Source organism: Acidovorax sp. 93, assembly GCF_003633835.1.
Lineage (GTDB): Bacteria > Pseudomonadota > Gammaproteobacteria > Burkholderiales > Burkholderiaceae_C > Acidovorax > Acidovorax facilis.
Genome location: NZ_RBIT01000001.1, coordinates 3188951 through 3205468 on the forward strand (window position 1 = coordinate 3188951; position 16518 = coordinate 3205468).

At 64.8% G+C, this 16518-nt stretch carries 14 protein-coding genes, 1 tRNA gene and 1 pseudogene; 10 read left to right on the top strand and 6 right to left on the bottom strand.

Annotated elements, in window-relative coordinates:
• Position 1: 1 nt before the first annotated feature.
• On the bottom strand, positions 2 to 3556 hold the full coding sequence (locus C8C93_RS14470) for an ATP-binding protein (protein ID WP_233559414.1): 3555 nt from the start codon (positions 3554 to 3556) through the stop codon (positions 2 to 4).
• A 213-nt stretch (positions 3557 to 3769) separates the two neighbouring features.
• Between C8C93_RS14470 and C8C93_RS14475 the strand changes: the two genes are divergently transcribed.
• From C8C93_RS14475 to C8C93_RS14515, 9 genes and pseudogenes are all read left to right on the top strand, one after another.
• Entirely contained in the window at positions 3770 to 4072 is a 303-nt protein-coding gene (locus C8C93_RS14475) for an urease subunit gamma (RefSeq protein ID WP_121507376.1), read from the top strand.
• A 41-nt stretch (positions 4073 to 4113) separates the two neighbouring features.
• The gene (locus C8C93_RS14480) at positions 4114 to 4728 is read left to right on the top strand and encodes a HupE/UreJ family protein (protein ID WP_121507377.1); all 615 of its coding nucleotides are present in this window, start codon (positions 4114 to 4116) and stop codon (positions 4726 to 4728) included.
• A 25-nt stretch (positions 4729 to 4753) separates the two neighbouring features.
• A complete protein-coding gene (locus C8C93_RS14485) occupies positions 4754 to 5059 on the top strand; it encodes an urease subunit beta (protein ID WP_121507378.1) in 306 nt (101 codons plus the stop codon).
• Between the two features lie 90 nt (positions 5060 to 5149).
• Positions 5150 to 6867, top strand: a pseudogene (gene ureC / locus C8C93_RS14490) (urease subunit alpha).
• A gap of 12 nt (positions 6868 to 6879) precedes the next feature.
• Positions 6880 to 7368: a GNAT family N-acetyltransferase gene (locus C8C93_RS14495; RefSeq protein ID WP_121507379.1), complete on the top strand. Its 489-nt coding sequence runs from the start codon at positions 6880 to 6882 to the stop codon at positions 7366 to 7368.
• Positions 7369 to 7438: 70 nt separating this feature from the next.
• Positions 7439 to 8083 carry an urease accessory protein UreE gene (gene ureE / locus C8C93_RS14500; RefSeq protein ID WP_121507380.1) on the top strand — a complete coding sequence of 215 codons (645 nt, stop codon included), beginning with the start codon at positions 7439 to 7441 and terminating at the stop codon, positions 8081 to 8083.
• An 11-nt stretch (positions 8084 to 8094) separates the two neighbouring features.
• Positions 8095 to 8805: an urease accessory protein UreF gene (locus C8C93_RS14505; RefSeq protein ID WP_121507381.1), complete on the top strand. Its 711-nt coding sequence runs from the start codon at positions 8095 to 8097 to the stop codon at positions 8803 to 8805.
• A 50-nt stretch (positions 8806 to 8855) separates the two neighbouring features.
• Positions 8856 to 9515, top strand: a complete 660-nt coding sequence (gene ureG, locus C8C93_RS14510) for an urease accessory protein UreG (protein WP_121507382.1) — start codon at positions 8856 to 8858, stop codon at positions 9513 to 9515.
• A gap of 37 nt (positions 9516 to 9552) precedes the next feature.
• Positions 9553 to 9640 (top strand) — tRNA-Ser (locus C8C93_RS14515).
• Between the two features lie 603 nt (positions 9641 to 10243).
• On the opposite strand, the gene C8C93_RS14525 is transcribed toward C8C93_RS14515, so the two are convergent.
• Positions 10244 to 11995 (bottom strand): GGDEF domain-containing protein, encoded by a 1752-nt coding sequence (locus tag C8C93_RS14525; RefSeq protein ID WP_121507384.1) that lies wholly within the window; start codon positions 11993 to 11995, stop codon positions 10244 to 10246.
• A 318-nt stretch (positions 11996 to 12313) separates the two neighbouring features.
• On the opposite strand from C8C93_RS14525, the gene C8C93_RS14530 reads away from it, so the two are divergent.
• Complete coding sequence (locus C8C93_RS14530) at positions 12314 to 12643, top strand: I78 family peptidase inhibitor (protein ID WP_121507385.1); 330 nt, start codon at positions 12314 to 12316, stop codon at positions 12641 to 12643.
• 79 nt (positions 12644 to 12722) lie between these two features.
• On the opposite strand, the gene hemW is transcribed toward C8C93_RS14530, so the two are convergent.
• From hemW to C8C93_RS14550, 4 genes are all read right to left on the bottom strand, one after another.
• On the bottom strand, positions 12723 to 13973 hold the full coding sequence (gene hemW, locus C8C93_RS14535; RefSeq protein ID WP_121507386.1) for a radical SAM family heme chaperone HemW: 1251 nt from the start codon (positions 13971 to 13973) through the stop codon (positions 12723 to 12725).
• A gap of 16 nt (positions 13974 to 13989) precedes the next feature.
• Positions 13990 to 14589 carry an RdgB/HAM1 family non-canonical purine NTP pyrophosphatase gene (rdgB, locus tag C8C93_RS14540; protein WP_121507387.1) on the bottom strand — a complete coding sequence of 200 codons (600 nt, stop codon included), beginning with the start codon at positions 14587 to 14589 and terminating at the stop codon, positions 13990 to 13992.
• A 76-nt stretch (positions 14590 to 14665) separates the two neighbouring features.
• Positions 14666 to 15400 (bottom strand): ribonuclease PH, encoded by a 735-nt coding sequence (gene rph / locus C8C93_RS14545; RefSeq protein WP_121507388.1) that lies wholly within the window; start codon positions 15398 to 15400, stop codon positions 14666 to 14668.
• A gap of 203 nt (positions 15401 to 15603) precedes the next feature.
• Entirely contained in the window at positions 15604 to 16506 is a 903-nt protein-coding gene (locus C8C93_RS14550) for a PP2C family serine/threonine-protein phosphatase (RefSeq protein WP_121507389.1), read from the bottom strand.
• Positions 16507 to 16518 lie beyond the last annotated feature (12 nt).

Below are 16518 nucleotides of genomic sequence, written 5' to 3' on the forward strand. Positions count from 1 at the left end.
ACTATGGCGCCTGCTCCAGGATCTGGCCCATGGCATCGAACTGGAACTGCTTGGCCAGCTGCCGCATGGTGCCCACAAAAGCGCTGTGCGCGGGCTGGCTGCGTTCAATGTCGTCCAGCGTGTTGAGGATGCCACGGTAGTAGCCCAAAGACACTGCCTGGGCCAAGGCGGCAAGGGCGGTGGTGTCGGGGTATGTGAGGGGCGCATCCGCTGCCGCAGGCAAGGCGGGGGTCGTATTGGCTTCGCCGTATTGCCACTGCAACCCCAAACGGCGCTCCAGCCAGTCGAGCAGCTCGCTGTGGCGCACGGGCTTGACGATGAAGTCTTCGGGGCGGATGTCCACGTCGTTGTCCAGCGCCTTGTCAAACGCATTGGCGGAAACAATGGCGCAATGCACGTTCGGCAACCGCATCTGCCGCACGCGCCGCAGCGTCTCCCACCCGTCGATGCCCGGCATGGCCAGGTCCATGAAGATGGCGTGGGGCCGGTAGCCGGTGGCCAGCAGGTCCAGCGCGTCGTGCCCGCTGGCGGCCTGGCGCAGCTCAAAGCCCAGGGGCTCCAGCAGTTGCACCAGCAGCTCACGGTCGGGTTCTTCGTTGTCCACCACCAGGATGCGGCGGCGCTCCCCCGCATACCCCTTGCGGGCGCGCTGGGCTTGTACGGCCATGGGCGCCGCCGCCTTGCCCAGCGCATCCCCATGCACCTCGGGCAGAAACAGCTTGACGTGGAACACCGAGCCCACGCCTGGGGTGCTGCTCACCGTCAGCTCGCCGCCCATGAGCGCGGTGAGCATCTTGGCAATGGTCAGGCCCAGGCCTGCGCCCGGCGCGGCCGCGGTGTTGCCACCGCCCGAGCCGCCGCGCGCAAAGGGCTCGAAGATGCGCTCGATCTCCTCGGCTGTGAGGCCTGGCCCCGTGTCCTGCACCTCGATGCGCGCCATTTCGCGTGCATAGCGCACGCGCAGCGTGACGGTGCCGTGCGAGGTGAACTTGACGGCGTTGCCGAGCAGGTTGATGAGGATCTGGCGCAGGCGCTTTTCGTCGGCACGCACCACTTCCGGAATCACGCCCAGCACATCAAACTGGAAGGCCAGGCCCTTGGCCGCGGCCTGCAGTTCAAACAGGCTGGCCATCTCGTGCAGGCCATCGGCAAAACGCATGGGCGTCACGTCCAGCGTGAGCTTGCCGGATTCGATGCGCGCAATATCGAGCGTACCTTCGATGAGCGAGAGCAGGTGCTCGCCCCCCCGGCGGATCACATGCACCGCCTGCTTGCGGTGCGGGGGCACGCCCGCGTCCTCGCCCATGAGCTGCGCGTAGCCCAAGATGGAGTTGAGCGGCGTGCGGATCTCGTGGCTGATGGCGCTGATGTAGCGGCTTTTGGCGTGGTTGGCCTGGTCGGCGGCGCGCTTGGCTTCTTCGGCCACCTGGCGCGCCTGCTCGGCCACGCTGCGCGCGGTCTGCAGGGCCTCGTCGGTCTGGCGGTGCAGCTCGATCTCGCGCACCAAAAGGCCCGTCTGCCGGTTGGATTCCTCCTGAGCCACCTGGCGGCTTTTGTGCGCCAGCACCAGCCACCAGGCCACGATGCCTGAAATGACCAGCAGTGCAAGATAGGCCTTGAGCAGGCCCGAGCGCAGCGCCACTTCGGGTGCAGCCATCACCTCGGTGTCGGTGGCCGCCTGGGCGATGGTGTTGAGCTCCTGGTGGTACAGCAGCCCCATCACCGAGGCCAGCAGCGGCGCTATCACCAGCATCAGCAACAGGAAGTGACCCAGGCCCGTGTCCAGGTAGCGCCACATGGCGCGCGGCAGCACCCAGCGCAGCGCGGCCGACCATTGCACCGCCATGCTCGCGTGGGGTTTGCACAGGTCGCCGCAGCGCGCATCGAGCGTGCAGCACAACGAGCAGATAGCCCCCCGGTAAGCAGGGCACTGGGCCATGTCCGGGGCTTCGTACTCGCGCTCGCAGATCACGCAGCGCTGCACGGTGTAACGCACGTAGCTGCCCAGGTCAGCACCTTGTTTGCCGCTGACCGGACCGTGCATGGGCACCGCCACCACATCGGTCACCGCAGCGGGATCGGGCTGGCGCGCAATGTAGTAGCGCCCTCCAGTGGCCCAGGCAATGAGCGGTGCGGTGACAAAGGCCACCGCCATCGCAATCACCGCCGAGAACGCCTGCGGCAGCGGTCCGAACAGGCCCAGGTGCGCGCTGATGGACAGAATGGACGCGAGCGCCATCGAGCCCACGCCCACTGGATTGATGTCGTACAGGTGCGCGCGCTTGAACTCGATGCCCTTGGGCGACAGACCCAGCGGCTTGTTGATGACGAGGTCGGCCACCACCGACATGATCCAGGCGATGGCGATGTTGGAGTACAGCCCCAGCACCTCGCCCATGGCGCGGAACACGTTCATCTCCATCAGCATGAAGGCGATGAGGGTGTTGAACACCACCCACACCACGCGCCCCGGGTGGCTGTGGGTAAGGCGCGAGAAGAAGTTCGACCACGCCAACGAGCCTGCGTAGGCGTTGGTCACATTGATCTTGAGCTGCGAGATCACCACAAACAGCGCCGTGGCCGCCACCGCCCAGCCGTAGTGGGGGAACACATACTCATACGCGGCCAGGTACATCTGGTTCGGGTCTACCGCACGGTCGGCCGGCACCATGTGGGTGAGCGCCAGGTAGGCCAGCAGCGCACCGCCCAGCATCTTGAGCACGCCCAGCACCACCCAGCCCGGCCCGCCCACCAGCACGCCCAGCCACCAGCGCCCACGTGTGGCGGGGGTGGATGCGGGCATGAAGCGCAGGTAGTCGGCCTGCTCCCCCATCTGGGTAATGAGCGCAATACCGACCGTGAGCGCCGCACCAAACAAGGGCAGCTGGAATGTGGCGCCCCGCATTGATTCACCACCGTAGTGCGCGATGCCAGAAAACGCACCAGGATCGCGCACGATCACATACACAAACGGCACCACCAGCATCACCAGCCACAGCGGCTGTGTCCACACCTGCAGGCGGCTGATGGCCGACACGCCATGCGTGACCAGTGGAATCACCACAATGGCGCAGATGAGGTAACCCCAGGTGGGCGGGATGTCGAGCGCGAGCTCCAGCGCGTAGGCCATCACGGCAGCCTCCAGCGCGAAGAAGATGAAGGTGAAGCTCGCGTAGATCAGCGAGGTGAGCGTGGAGCCGATGTAGCCAAACCCCGCGCCGCGCGTGAGCAGGTCCATGTCCACCCCATAGCGCGCCGCATACACGCTGATGGGCAGCCCCGCCAGGAAGATGATGAGCCCCGTGGCCACGATGGCCCAGAAGGCATTGATGAAGCCGTACTGCACCAGCAGCGTGGCGCCCACGGCTTCCAGGATCAGGAAAGACGCAGCCCCGAACGCTGTGTTGGCCACGCGCCATTCGGACCATTTGCGAAAGCGCTGGGGGGTGTAGCGCAGTGCGTAGTCCTCCATGGTCTCGGTGGCGACCCAGCTGTTGTAGTCGCGCCGGACCTTGACCACCTGTTGCGGGGCCTGCTGGGGTTCATGTGCAGCCATGCCCGGCTCTGTCGGCTGCAACGGTGCGGCGTCAGCGGGGGCGATAGAGGCGGCGTGAGGAGGCATGGGCAATGGCGGCGTTAACCCCTTCCGGTGCAGTTTCCATGCCACTGCCAACCCACATGAGCACAGCCCCTGCGCCAGATGACGTATGGCGGGCACGGGGCTTGCTGCCTAAGATGGGCTTGCTTCCACTAGATCACCCGGTACACCATGGAACTCACCCCTCGCGAAAAAGACAAGCTGCTGATCTTTACCGCCGCCCTGCTGGCCGAGCGCCGCAAAGCCCGGGGCCTCAAGCTCAACTACCCCGAGGCCATGGCCCTGATCAGCGCCGCCGTGATGGAAGGCGCCCGCGACGGCAAGACCGTGGCGCAATTGATGAGCGAGGGCCGCACCGTGCTCACCCGCGCGGACGTGATGGACGGCATCGCCGAGATGATTCCGGACATCCAGATCGAGGCCACCTTCCCCGACGGCACCAAGCTGGTCACCGTCCATCAACCGATCGTCTGACCCCCTTTCTCTCTGTCCCTCGTTCTCTCTGTGGAGCCCCCATGCGCATCGCACTCTCACACCGCCACACAGCCGCTCTCCTTTTCATAGCTGCCAGCGCAATCAGCACGTGCGCCAACGCCCATACAGGCGCTGAATCCCACATCCACAACAGTTTCTTCAGCGGCCTTGCCCACCCCCTGTTCGGCCTGGACCACCTGGCCGCCATGGTGGCCGTGGGCCTGTGGAGCGCCCTGGCCGCGCGCAGCGCCGGGCGCGAACTGCTATGGGGCCCCGTGGGCTTTGCGGCCATGCTGCTGGTGGGCGCCGTGCTGGGCCTGCGGGGCGTGGCGCTGCCTGCTGTGGAGCCGATGATTGCTGCGTCGCTGCTGGTCACAGGCCTGCTCGTCGTGTCGCGCCTGCGCGTGCCCGGACTGCTGGCGGCGCTGGGTGTGGGCGTGTTCGCAGTCTTCCACGGCGTGGCCCATGGCTACGAGTTGGCAGGCAGCGGCAGCGCCTGGCAAACATTGGCGGGCATGCTGACCGCCACCGTGCTGCTGCATGGCACGGGCCTCGCGGCGGGCTGGGCACTGCGCCACCGCCATGTGTGGCTGGCGCGCGCCGCAGGTGCGGGCGTGGCAGTGTTCGGTGGTGCGCTGCTCGCGCAAATGGCCTGACCCGTTGACCCACCAGGAGCACGCAATGATCCCAGGCGAACTCTTCACCGAACCCGGTGAACACCCGCTCAACACCGGCCGCCGCACCCTCACGCTGGTGGTACGCAACACCGGCGACCGCCCGATCCAGGTGGGCTCGCACTACCACTTTGCCGAGACCAACAACGCCCTGGGTTTTGACCGTGCCGCCGCACGCGGCATGCGGCTGAACATTGCATCCGGCACGGCCGTGCGCTTTGAGCCCGGCCAGGAGCGCACCGTAGAGCTGGTGGACTACGCGGGCGATTGCCGCGTGTACGGCTTTCAGGGCCTGGTACAGGGCGCACTGTAAAAATTCAGGTCAAAACAGCCTCTAGCGCTTTATGGATAAGCGCTGGAAGCTATTAAAAACATAGTAATCAGTTTCTCGCGGAGCACACCCATGGCAACCATTGGACGACGCGCCTACGCCGAAATGTTTGGCCCCACTGTGGGCGACCGCGTGCGCCTGGCCGATACGGAACTCATCCTCGAAGTCGAGGCCGATCACACGCTGCGCGCAGGCAGCTATGGCGAAGAGGTGAAGTTTGGCGGCGGCAAGACCATCCGCGACGGCATGGCACAAAGCCAGCGCAGCAACGCCCAGGGGGCGGTGGACACGGTGCTGACCAATGCCCTCGTGGTGGACCACACCGGCATCTTCAAGGCCGACATCGGCTTGCGCGCAGGCCGCATCGCATCCATCGGCAAAGCCGGCAACCCCGACACGCAGCCCGGCGTGGACATCATCATCGGCCCCGGCACCGAGGTCATCAGCTGCGAGGGCAACATCGTCACCGCAGGCGGCATCGACAGCCACATCCACTTCATCTGCCCGCAGCAGATCGAGGAAGCCCTGGCCAGCGGCGTGACCACCATGCTAGGCGGCGGCACCGGCCCCGCCACGGGCACGCTAGCCACCACCTGCACCTCAGGCCCCTTCAACATGGAGCGCATGCTGCAGGCGGCCGACGCTTTCCCGATGAACCTGGGCTTTCTCGGCAAAGGCAACGCCAGCCTGCCCGATGCCCTGCATGAGCAGATCAACGCAGGCGCCATCGGCCTCAAGCTGCACGAAGACTGGGGCACCACGCCGTCGGCCATCAGCAACTGCCTGGACGTGGCCGAAGAAACCGACACGCAGGTGGCCATCCACAGCGACACGCTCAACGAATCGGGCTTTGTGGAGAACACCATTGCCGCCGTGGGTGGGCGCGGCATCTGCGCCTTCCACACCGAAGGCGCGGGGGAGGACACGCACCGGACATCCTGCGCGTGGTGGGCGAGGACAACTTCCTGCCCAGCTCCACCAACCCCACCATGCCGTACACGCACAACACGCTCGACGAGCATGTGGACATGCTCATGGTGTGCCACCACCTCGATGCCAGCATTGCCGAAGACCTGGCCTTTGCCGAAAGCCGCATCCGCAAGGAGACGATTGCCGCGGAAGACATCCTGCACGACCTGGGCGCCATCAGCATGATGTCCAGCGACAGCCAGGCCATGGGCCGCGTGGGCGAAGTCATCCTGCGCACTTGGCAAACCGCGCACAAGATGAAGGTGCAGCGCGGCAGCCTGCAAGGTGACACCGCCCGCAACGACAACACGCGCATCAAGCGCTACGTGGCCAAATACACCATCAACCCCGCCATTGCGCACGGCATCAGCCATGAAGTGGGTTCGCTCGAAGTGGGCAAATGGGCCGACATCGTCATCTGGAAGCCCGCATTCTTCGGCGTGAAGCCCGCGCTGATCCTGAAGGGCGGCCTCATCGCCATGGCGGCGATGGGTGACCCGAACGCCTCCATCCCCACGCCCCAGCCCGTGCACTACCGGCCGATGTTTGGCGCGTTTGGCGGAGCGATTGCCAAGACCTCCCTCACCTTTGTCTCGCAGGCAGGTTTGGCGGCGGGCATCGGTGAGCGCTTCGGCCTGCGCAAAACGCTGAGCGCGGTGCGCAACATCCGCAGCGTGCGCAAGCAGCACATGGTGCATAACAGCTACACGCCCAAGATGGAAATCGACGCGCAGACTTATTCGGTACGCGCAGATGGGCAGCTGCTCACTTGCGAGCCCGCCACCGTGCTGCCCATGGCGCAGCGCTACTTTTTGTTCTGAGGCCCACGTCCCATGAGCGCCGTATTGCAAGACCTGATGATCCGCCTGGACGACCTGAGCGACCCGCGCATTGAAGCCTTCATGCAAGAGCACCTGGTGGACATGCGCGCCGTTTCACCGCCTGAAAGCGTGCACGCGCTGGACATGGACCAGCTGCGCCAGCCGAACATCGCGTTCTGGTCTGCCTGGCTGACCGGAGCGGATGGCGACATGCTGGTGGGCACGGGCGCGCTCAAGCGGCTCGATGCCGGCCACGCTGAACTCAAATCCATGCGCACCAGCACCCGCCATCGCGGCCGGGGCATTGCACGCCAGCTCCTGAACCATTTGCTGCAAGAGGCCCGCGCACGCGGCTTTGCCCGCGTGAGCCTGGAGACCGGCACGCAACCGTTCTTCGAACCCGCGCGGCAGCTCTACCTGCAGAACGGCTTCGTCGAATGCGGCCCTTTTGCCGACTACTGCCTCGACCCTTACAGCTTCTTCATGACCCGTACGCTGTAAACAAACGCGCTCCCCAGGGTTGAGCCCCTGGCACACAATGCGCGTTTGCCCGCTGCAACAAAGAATCTCCATGATCCAAGCCTCCAAACTGATCCCCCAAGGCAAAGGCCTTGCGCCCGTACTGGTCAAGCGCGCCACCACCATCGAGCTGGACTGGGACGTGCGCCAGAAAAGCCGCTTTGCCGCCACCGACTCCGCCGGGCGCGAGCTGGGCATCTTCCTGCCGCGCGGCACGCTGGTGCGCGGCGGTGATGTGCTGGTGGCCGAAGACGGCTCCATGGTCCGCGTCATCGCCGCACCGCAGCCCGTGCTGGTCATCACGCACTGCACACAGCACGGCACCCCCTTCGACCTGACCCGAGCCGCCTACCACCTGGGCAACCGGCACGTGCCCATCGAGCTGCAGCCCGACCACCTCAAGATCGAACCCGACCACGTTCTGGCCGACATGCTGCGCGCCATGCACCTGATCGTGACCGAGCAGAACTTGCCCTTTGAACCCGAAGGCGGGGCCTATGCGGCAGGGCACGGTGGCGGGCACCACCACCATGGTGGGCATGACCACGGACATGACCATGGGCACGATCACGATCACAGCCATGATCACAGCCACGCAGCAGCAAACACCGCAGCCCCAGGCCCCGGGCGCACCGTGTCCATCCCCGTGGTGGCCCAGGGGCATGTGCACGGCCCCCACTGCAACCACGACCACTGACTCCCCGCTCCATGCGCCTGGACCGCCCCGCGCCCCTGCCCGCCGCCAGCTTCCTGCAGCTGATGTGGCTGGCCTCCCCCGCGTTGCCCGTGGGCGGGTTCTCGTATTCCGAAGGGCTGGAAAGCGCCATTGAAAACGCAGGCCTCGCCAGCGAAACCGCCGTGGGCGACTGGCTGCTAGACCAGTTGCACATCACGCAGGCGCGCGGCGACATGGCCCTCATCGCCAAAGCAGCAGGCGCCTGGCGCCGCGCCGACTGGGCGCACGTGCGCGAACTCAACGACTGGGTGCTACACACCCGCGAAACCAGCGAAATGCGGCTACAGACCGAGCAGATGGGCCGGTCGATGACCGACTGGCTGCGCAACCAGCACCAGGGTGACGAAGAGTCCCTGTCCGCCATCCGCCACCTGGCCGCCCTGCCCCCCACATACCCCGTGGCATTTGCACTGGCCGCCTCCACCACCCAGGCGCCCGTGCGCGATGTTCTGCTGGCCTACGCCTTCGGCTGGGCCGAAAACATGGTGCAGGCCGCCCTCAAATCCATGCAGCTGGGCCAAAGCGCAGGCCAGCGCATCCTCGCAAAACTGGCCGATGCCATACCTGCCGCCGCCGACCACGCCATGGGCCTGATGGATAGCGAGCTCCAGGCCTTCTCGCCGATGCTGGCCATCCTGAGCGCCCAGCACGAAGTGCAATATTCAAGACTTTTTCGCTCCTAGCGCTTGCGAATACTGCGCTAGCAGCTATTGATTTGATAGTAAATTACGCCATGACCAACACACTGCACCACATCCCGAACCGCACCAAAAACCTGCCCCCGCTGCGCGTCGGCATCGGCGGCCCCGTGGGCTCCGGCAAGACCACGCTGCTGGAAATGCTGTGCAAGACCATGCGCGATGAATACGACCTCATCGCCATCACCAACGACATCTACACCAAAGAAGACCAGCGCCTGCTCACCGTGAGCGGCGCCCTGCCCGCAGAGCGCATCCTGGGCGTGGAAACCGGCGGCTGCCCCCACACCGCCATCCGCGAAGACTGCTCCATCAACCTCGAAGCCATCGACCGCATGCTGGGCGAGTTCCCCAACGCCGACATCGTGTTTGTAGAAAGCGGCGGCGACAACTTGGCCGCCACCTTCAGCCCCGAGCTCTCGGACCTCACCATCTACGTGATCGACGTGGCCGCTGGCGAAAAAATCCCCCGCAAGGGCGGCCCCGGCATCACCAAGAGCGATCTGTTCATCATCAACAAGACCGACTTGGCCCCCCACGTGGGCGCCAACCTGGACGTGATGCATGCCGACACCACCCGCATGCGCACCAACGCCCAGGGCCTCAAACCGTTTGTGATGACCAATCTCAAAACCCTGGCAGGCGTGGCCGATGTGGTCAAGTTCATAGAGACCCGGGGCATGCTGAAAAAATAAGCACCCGCAGTCAGCTAGAATTCGCGCCTTCCCTCCCGGAGACTTGGGTGAGTGGTTTAAACCAGCAGTCTTGAAAACTGCCGACGGGCAACCGTCCGTGAGTTCGAATCTCACAGTCTCCGCCAAAACATCCAACACAACGGGCCTTCACGGCCCGTTGTGCTTTGTGCCCCACCACCCTACCCGCCGTCAGTGGCGGCCTTCGGGTAAGCCATAAGCATGGGGCGAAATGGGTGTCAGATCTTCTGGTCGGCACACCTCCTCACTGCCGGCCAATCGGACCCACAGGCCCGTTCTTCGGATGATGACGTAGTCCACGCTGACACGTCGGCCCTTGTAGATGAATTGCGCCCCGGGCTTGTACAGAATCATTCTGGTTTTGTAATCAATAGCGGTGGCCCCACGATGACACCCCACCTGGCTGTGAATGATGCAGCCCCCTGGCGCAACGTGCAGTGGACGGGGTCAAAGAACCCAGTATTCACCTGCTCATTCACGACAAGCCCCATGTCTTGCGGTTAGCGGTGCAGGCACTGGCAGGACGGGAAACGGGCAAAAAAAAGCCCGCTGGGTGCGGGCTGAACACTTGCTTGTGCAAGCGGGAGGGATGTCGACGGGGTATCGACGGACAAATAGTAGGCCGCCCCGTGACCGAGGTGTGTAGGACATCTTCGACTTTCGAAGGACGTCTTCCAGGCCCGCTGACCCGGCGCATGCACGCTGGGCGGTCACGCACCATAAATCCGCACACAACCGCGCCCAGAGGCTTTCGCCAGGTACATCGCGGAATCGGCCTTGCGCAGCAGCTCTTCGGCGTTCGTGGCGTCGGCGGACGACATCACGATGCCTACAGAGGCTCCGATCTGGATGAAATGCGATTCAATTTCCGTCGGCTGGGCAATGGCCTGCACCAGGCGCTCGCCCAGCCGGAGAGCGCTGTCGCGGTCAGAGACGCCACGCTGCAGCAGGGCAAATTCGTCGCCCCCCAGCCGCGCCACCACGTCGTTTTCGCGCGCCGCCTGGGCAAGCTGCCGGGCCACCCACGCCAGCAATTGGTCGCCCACGGCATGTCCGAAGCGGTCGTTGATGGGCTTGAAGCCGTCCAGGTCCACATACAACACGGCAAAGCCCTGGCCCTGGCGCCGCGCATCGGGCACCGCCGCCTGAAGGGTTTGCAGGAAGGCCGAGCGGTTCAGCAACCCCGTGAGTCCATCGTGTTCGGCAACATGCCGTATGCGGTGCTCGGCCTGTTTGCGCTGCGTCACGTCGGTGAAGGTGCGCAGCGCACCTCCACCTTTGATGGGCACGGTCTGGACCTCCAGGATGCGCCCGTCGGGCCGGGGGCGGTCATAGACCTGCTGCTGATCGACCCCGCCGTCACTGTTCAGCAGCATGTCTTGGATGTCTTGCGAGGCCCCGTCAAACTCGCCCCGTGCGCGCAGGTAGGCCAGCACATTCACCAGCGAGGGCTTGGAGGCCATCAGTTCGACGGGCAAATCCAGCAGCTCTAGCGCGCGGCGATTGCACAGCTCCACAATGCCCGTGGCACTGATCTTGGCCACGCCCTGGTCCATGTTTTCCAACGTGGCTTCCAGCAGGATGGACTTCTCACGCAGTTGCGCCTCGCTGTCGCGGGCACTGCGCTCGGCCTGGGCAAGCCGACGCTGCTGGCGCTTGAACTCGGTGATATCCACATGTGCATAGAACACGGTCCCGTCCAAACCCTGCTTGGCGATCACGCGGCTCCAGCGGTTGCGGGGCAAGGGCACCTCAAACGGTGCGCCTGCAAATCGCATGTGTTCGTGCAGGATGGTGAGCCCCTCATAAAAGGGCGCCATGTCACCCGGCCCATCCGCAGCCCAGGCCCCCCGGTAAATGTCCTCAAAGCTCAGGCCCGTTGCAGCGGCGCGATCAACAAGGCTGTACATCTGCATGAACGGCTCGTTGACCCATTGAATGCGCTGGTCCTCCCCACAGATCATCAAGCCATCGGGAATGCGGTCAAAAAGCTCTGTACTTTCCACCATGTGGCTGCGCGGATAGCCGGGCTCGTGGATGTTGGCATCGCCCACCTTGTCCAGCTTTTCCTGTTCTTGTGGACTTTGCACCGCCTCTGCACGCCAGACCCGCACGCGCCCTACCCCGGCGATCGGCAACGACGATACGTGGACCCGCAGGCCCCGGTGCTCAAAGCTGTAGGGGCGCGTCTGTGCGCGGTGCCGCTCCACGCCTGCCGCGATGTAGCGGTCGATATTGGGCAGCTCCTGCGCATCCAGCCGCTCGGTGTAAAAGCGCCGCAGATTGGCGTGGTAGGGCTCGCCCACGTAGACATGCCCCACATGCTCCGGGAAGAACTTGAAGAACGTACGGTTCCATGCGAGGGTGCAATCGTTTTCGTCAAACGCGCACAAGGCGACGTCCAGACCATCCAGGGTGTCGCCGAGAGAGTGGATGAGGCTGAAGATGGGATCGTCGGACATGGTTGTTCGGGGCTGCACAAACTCGGTTGCCAGAAGCCAGCGCGCTCCACACTGGCCCCGGTGTTCTGCCCACCCAGCGGGGAGCGCAGACCACCAACAATCCATTGTGCGGACAGGGCCTTACGGCAAACCATCGCCGGGTACCCGTCGTGTGAAGGAGGCGCGCTGTCTGTCGCAATTCAGCCAACATTTTCTTGACCCTCATCAAGTCACCCAACCAGCTGGAGGGACAACCGCCCTCCCCCCGTGTTACGCGTGGACACCCGCGCTCACAGGGCTTCCGGTATGGTGAGGGTCTTGTTTTCTGGAGCCTCACCCATGACGAAAATACCTTTTGGCATCTCTGGCAGCCTGGTGGTTGCGGCGCTGATGACGGGTTGCGCCAGCCAAGGCCAGCCCCCGGCCCCCTCTGGCAGCCCGGCGCCGGCAGAACCCGCGCCAGGCGGCCTGTGCAACGCCCAACCAGCCCAGTCGGTGGTGGGGCAGAACAGCACGGCGTCGGTGGTCGAATTGGCCCGGGTGCGGTCGGGCGCACAAATGGCCCGCGTCCTGCGCCCCGGCCAGATCATCACCAAGGAATTCAATGCCCAGCGGCTCAACCTGGAGGTGGATGCCAACGGCCGCATTGTGGCGGTGCGCTGCGGCTGACCACGCGGGGGACGGCGCGCCGCACGCAGCGCCAACCGCGCCAAGAGCGGCGGCGCCCCGGCATTGTCGGTAGCGCCGGTCAGTCCGCCAGGAACAGCTCCTGCAGGTCGCTCAGAAAATCAAAGCCCCGCTCTGTCGGGCGCACATGGGTCAGGTCGCGCTCGATCAAACCTTTGCTCTCGGCCGCCTTCAACCCCTTGGCGATGGTGGTCAGCGGCAAACCCGTGCGATCCATGAAATCCTGCAGCGCAAAACCACCGCGCAGGCGCAGGGCGTTGAGCATGTATTCAAACGGAAGTTCGGCCCGGCGCACGTCTTCATCCTGCGCCACAGCCCTGCCGGCCAGGGCGTTGTCCATGTAACGGCCTGGGTCGCGAAAGCGCACCTGGCGTACCACGCGGTGGGCAAAACTGAGTTTGCTGTGTGCGCCCGCGCCAATGCCCAGGTAGTCACCAAACTGCCAGTAGTTGGTGTTGTGGAAACACTGGTGGCCGGGCTGCGCATAGGCCGATATTTCGTAGCGCGCCATGCCCGCCTGGCCCGTCATCTCGGTGATGCGGTCGAGCATGGCGTAGGCCTGGTCGTCCTCGGGGATGGCTGGCGGAAACTTGGCGAAGTAGGTGTTGGGCTCGATGGTGAGGTGGTAGATGGAGATGTGCGGCGGTTTGAAGGCCAATGCCGTCAACATGTCCTGCTCCAGCTCTTGCGGCGTCTGGCCTGGCAGCGCGTACATGATGTCGAGGTTGTAGGTGTCAAACGACGCGGCGGCCTCCTCCACCGCCGCCAAGGCCTGGCTGCGGTCATGCACGCGGCCCAGGGCCTTGAGGTGCTGGTCGTTGAAGCTTTGCACCCCCACCGACAGGCGCGTGACGCCCGCCGCCCGGAAGGCGCGGAAGCGGTCTTTCTCGAACGTGCCGGGGTTGGCCTCCAAGGTGATCTCGCAGTCGGGCGCAAGGAGCAGGCGGGCGCGGATGTCGCCAATCAGCCGGTCAATGGCGGCTGGTGGAAACAGGCTGGGCGTGCCCCCACCGATAAAGATGCTGTGCACCGTGCGGCCCCAGATGAGCGGCAGCGCGGCCTCCAGGTCGGCCATCAGGGCGTCGATGTAGCGCTGCTCGGGCACCCCGTTGTCACCCGCTCCGTCGCCATGGGCCTCGTGCGAATTGAAGTCGCAGTACGGGCATTTTTTGAGGCACCAGGGCAGGTGCACATACAGCGACAGGGGCGGCAGGCTGGGCAGCTGCAGCAGGCCGGGGCGCATGTAGTGCTGGATGTCGCGCACCACGGCGGGTTCGGCCTCAGCTTGCGGCGTGATCGGGATGTGGGCCACGTTCTTGTCGTCCCTTCTACAGCCAGCGTTCGCGCATCAGCGCCAGCATCTGCGCGGCCGAGCGGCCCCGGTGGCTGTGGGCGTTCTTCACTTCCACAGGCAGCTCGGCAAAGGTCTTGCCGAATTCGGGGATGAACATCACAGGGTCAAAACCAAATCCGTTGCTGCCCCGGGGTTCGGTGGTGATCTCGCCCACCACCCGGCCCACGGCAATCAGCGGCTCAGGGTCTTGCGGGCTCCGCACGGCAACCAGAGTGCTGACCATGGCGGCGCGGCGGTTGGCGACGCCGTGCAACTGCTCCAGCAGGGCGCGCACATTGTTGTCGTCGCTCTTCTCGTAGCCAAACTGGGTGCAGTAGTAGGCGGTATCGACGCCCGGCAGGCCGCCAAAGGCATCCACACACATACCGGCGTCATCCGCCAAGGCGGGCAGGCCGGTGTGGGCCGAGGCAAAGCGGGCTTTGGCCAAGGCATTCTCCACAAAGGTGCGAAATGGCTCTTCGGCCTCACCCACGCCCAAGTCGGCCTGGCGAACCAGCTCGACCCCGAGTGGCGCGAACATGGACCGCAGCTCGGCCAGCTTGCCACGGTTGTTGGATGCTAGAACGATTTTCATGATTCAAATTGGCATCTAGCGCTTATCCAGCAAGCGCAAGAAGCTATCAATTAGTGAGCAATATCAGGTTAGAGGGTTAGGGGGTTTCCAGCAGCGCCCGTTGCTGCAACTGCACCAGCTCTGCGATGCCTTTTTCGGCCAGCGCGAGCAGCTGGTCCATCTCCGTCCGGGTAAACGCCACGCCTTCGGCCGTGCCCTGCACTTCCACAAAGTGGCCTGCGCCCGTCATCACAACGTTCATGTCGGTGTCGCAGTCCACGTCTTCCACATATTCCAGGTCCAGCAGCGGCGTGCCCTGCACGATGCCGACCGAGATGGCGGCCACGGGCTGCACCAGGGGGGACTGCGTGATCTTGCCGCTGGCCAGCAGCTGGTTGACCGCATCCTGCGCCGCGACCCAGGCGCCGGTGATGGCAGCGGTGCGGGTCCCGCCATCGGCCTGGATCACGTCGCAGTCGAGCTGGATGGTGCGCTCGCCCAGCAGCTTGAGGTCAAACACCGCGCGCAGGCTCCGGCCGATGAGGCGCTGGATCTCTTGCGTGCGGCCGGTCTGCTTGCCCCGCGCGGCCTCGCGGTCGCTGCGGGTGTGGGTGGCGCGGGGCAACATGCCGTATTCGGCCGTGACCCAGCCCTCGCCGCTGCCGCGCTTGTGGGGCGGAACGCGCTCTTCCACCGAAGCGGTGCAGAGCACTTTGGTGTTGCCGAACTCGATCAGCACCGAGCCCTCGGCATGCATGGTGTAGTGGCGGGTGATGCGCACAGGGCGCAGCTGGTGGGCGGCTCGGTCGCCGGTGCGGGTGAAGGTGGTCATAGAATTTTCAGTAGAAAAACGGGCGTGCCTCATGCATGACCAAAGGCTCGCCCGAAACGCGCGGCCAAGGCCACCGACCGCCGCGCAAGGGCCGCCCAGGCTGCGTAGCTGCGTCTCCCTTGCGTGCACTGGCAGTGTCCCTTTTCCCGAATCGCACAGCGATTCGAGAGAAGGTGGAAGGCGCGCAGCGACTCAGGGGGGTGTCATGCTTTCCGTGCGGCCGAGCGGCGAATGGCTTCGTTGATTTCGGCGATGGACCGCTCGATGGCGGCATCGTCCAGGTCATCCACCAGGCCATCGAGTGGCCCTGCCTGGATAGTGGACGCAAACACGTCGTCGCTGATGCTGTCGGTCGAGACGCCCTGGGTGGATTCGAAGGCGTCGGGCGTCTCCCACTCCAGAGCTATCACGGTCACGTTGTCGCTGCTGTCCCCCGCCTTGCGCAGTGCGTCTTCCACCAGCTCGGGCACAGCGTGCGACACGGTGTTGCGGCCGAGTTGGGTGGCAATCTCCTCGTCGCTGAGGGTGCCCCACAGCCCATCCGAACACAGCAAAATGCGGTCGCCCTGCTCCAGGTAAACCGGGCCGGTGATGTCATAAATGGGCTTGGTGGGCGAGCCCAGGCAGGTGAACAGCACGTTGCGGTTGATGCGCTCCAGGCCCGGCGGTGGGGAATTGCGCAGCTCCATGTAGGAGTGGTCGCGGGTGCGGGTGAGCAAATCACCGTCGCGTACCATGTACAGCCGCGAATCGCCACAATGCACCCAGGTGGCTGTGCCGTCCTGCAAAACCGCTGCCACCAGCGTGGTGCGCGGCGTGTCGAGCATGCCCTTGTCGGTAGCGTAGCGCAGGATCTGGTGGTGCGCCGCCAGCAGCGCGCCCGACAGAAACTCCTGCACATCCTTGAGCTGCGGCTTGGCCTGGCGCTGGAACAAGGCCGAGATGGTCTGCAGCGCTATTTGCGCAGCCACTTCGCCTTCCGGGTGGCCACCCATGCCGTCGGCCAATACAAACAGGCCCGATTCGCGCGTGTAGCAATAGCCCATGCGGTCTTCGTTCTTCTCGCGGCCACCACGGCGGCTGATCTGGAAAACCGAGAATTTCATAGCGACTCACGC

Excerpts from the sequence above, each read along its gene's own strand:
- C8C93_RS14470 (WP_233559414.1), bottom strand. The coding sequence starts at position 3,556 with ATGGCTGCACATGAACCCCAGCAGGCCCCGCAACAGGTGGTCAAGGTC.
- C8C93_RS14475 (WP_121507376.1), top strand. The coding sequence starts at position 3,770 with ATGGAACTCACCCCTCGCGAAAAAGACAAGCTGCTGATCTTTACCGCC.
- C8C93_RS14480 (WP_121507377.1), top strand. The coding sequence starts at position 4,114 with ATGCGCATCGCACTCTCACACCGCCACACAGCCGCTCTCCTTTTCATA.
- C8C93_RS14485 (WP_121507378.1), top strand. The coding sequence starts at position 4,754 with ATGATCCCAGGCGAACTCTTCACCGAACCCGGTGAACACCCGCTCAAC.
- C8C93_RS14495 (WP_121507379.1), top strand. The coding sequence starts at position 6,880 with ATGAGCGCCGTATTGCAAGACCTGATGATCCGCCTGGACGACCTGAGC.
- ureE (WP_121507380.1), top strand. The coding sequence starts at position 7,439 with ATGATCCAAGCCTCCAAACTGATCCCCCAAGGCAAAGGCCTTGCGCCC.
- C8C93_RS14505 (WP_121507381.1), top strand. The coding sequence starts at position 8,095 with ATGCGCCTGGACCGCCCCGCGCCCCTGCCCGCCGCCAGCTTCCTGCAG.
- ureG (WP_121507382.1), top strand. The coding sequence starts at position 8,856 with ATGACCAACACACTGCACCACATCCCGAACCGCACCAAAAACCTGCCC.
- C8C93_RS14525 (WP_121507384.1), bottom strand. The coding sequence starts at position 11,995 with ATGTCCGACGATCCCATCTTCAGCCTCATCCACTCTCTCGGCGACACC.
- C8C93_RS14530 (WP_121507385.1), top strand. The coding sequence starts at position 12,314 with ATGACGAAAATACCTTTTGGCATCTCTGGCAGCCTGGTGGTTGCGGCG.
- rdgB (WP_121507387.1), bottom strand. The coding sequence starts at position 14,589 with ATGAAAATCGTTCTAGCATCCAACAACCGTGGCAAGCTGGCCGAGCTG.
- rph (WP_121507388.1), bottom strand. The coding sequence starts at position 15,400 with ATGACCACCTTCACCCGCACCGGCGACCGAGCCGCCCACCAGCTGCGC.
- C8C93_RS14550 (WP_121507389.1), bottom strand. The coding sequence starts at position 16,506 with ATGAAATTCTCGGTTTTCCAGATCAGCCGCCGTGGTGGCCGCGAGAAG.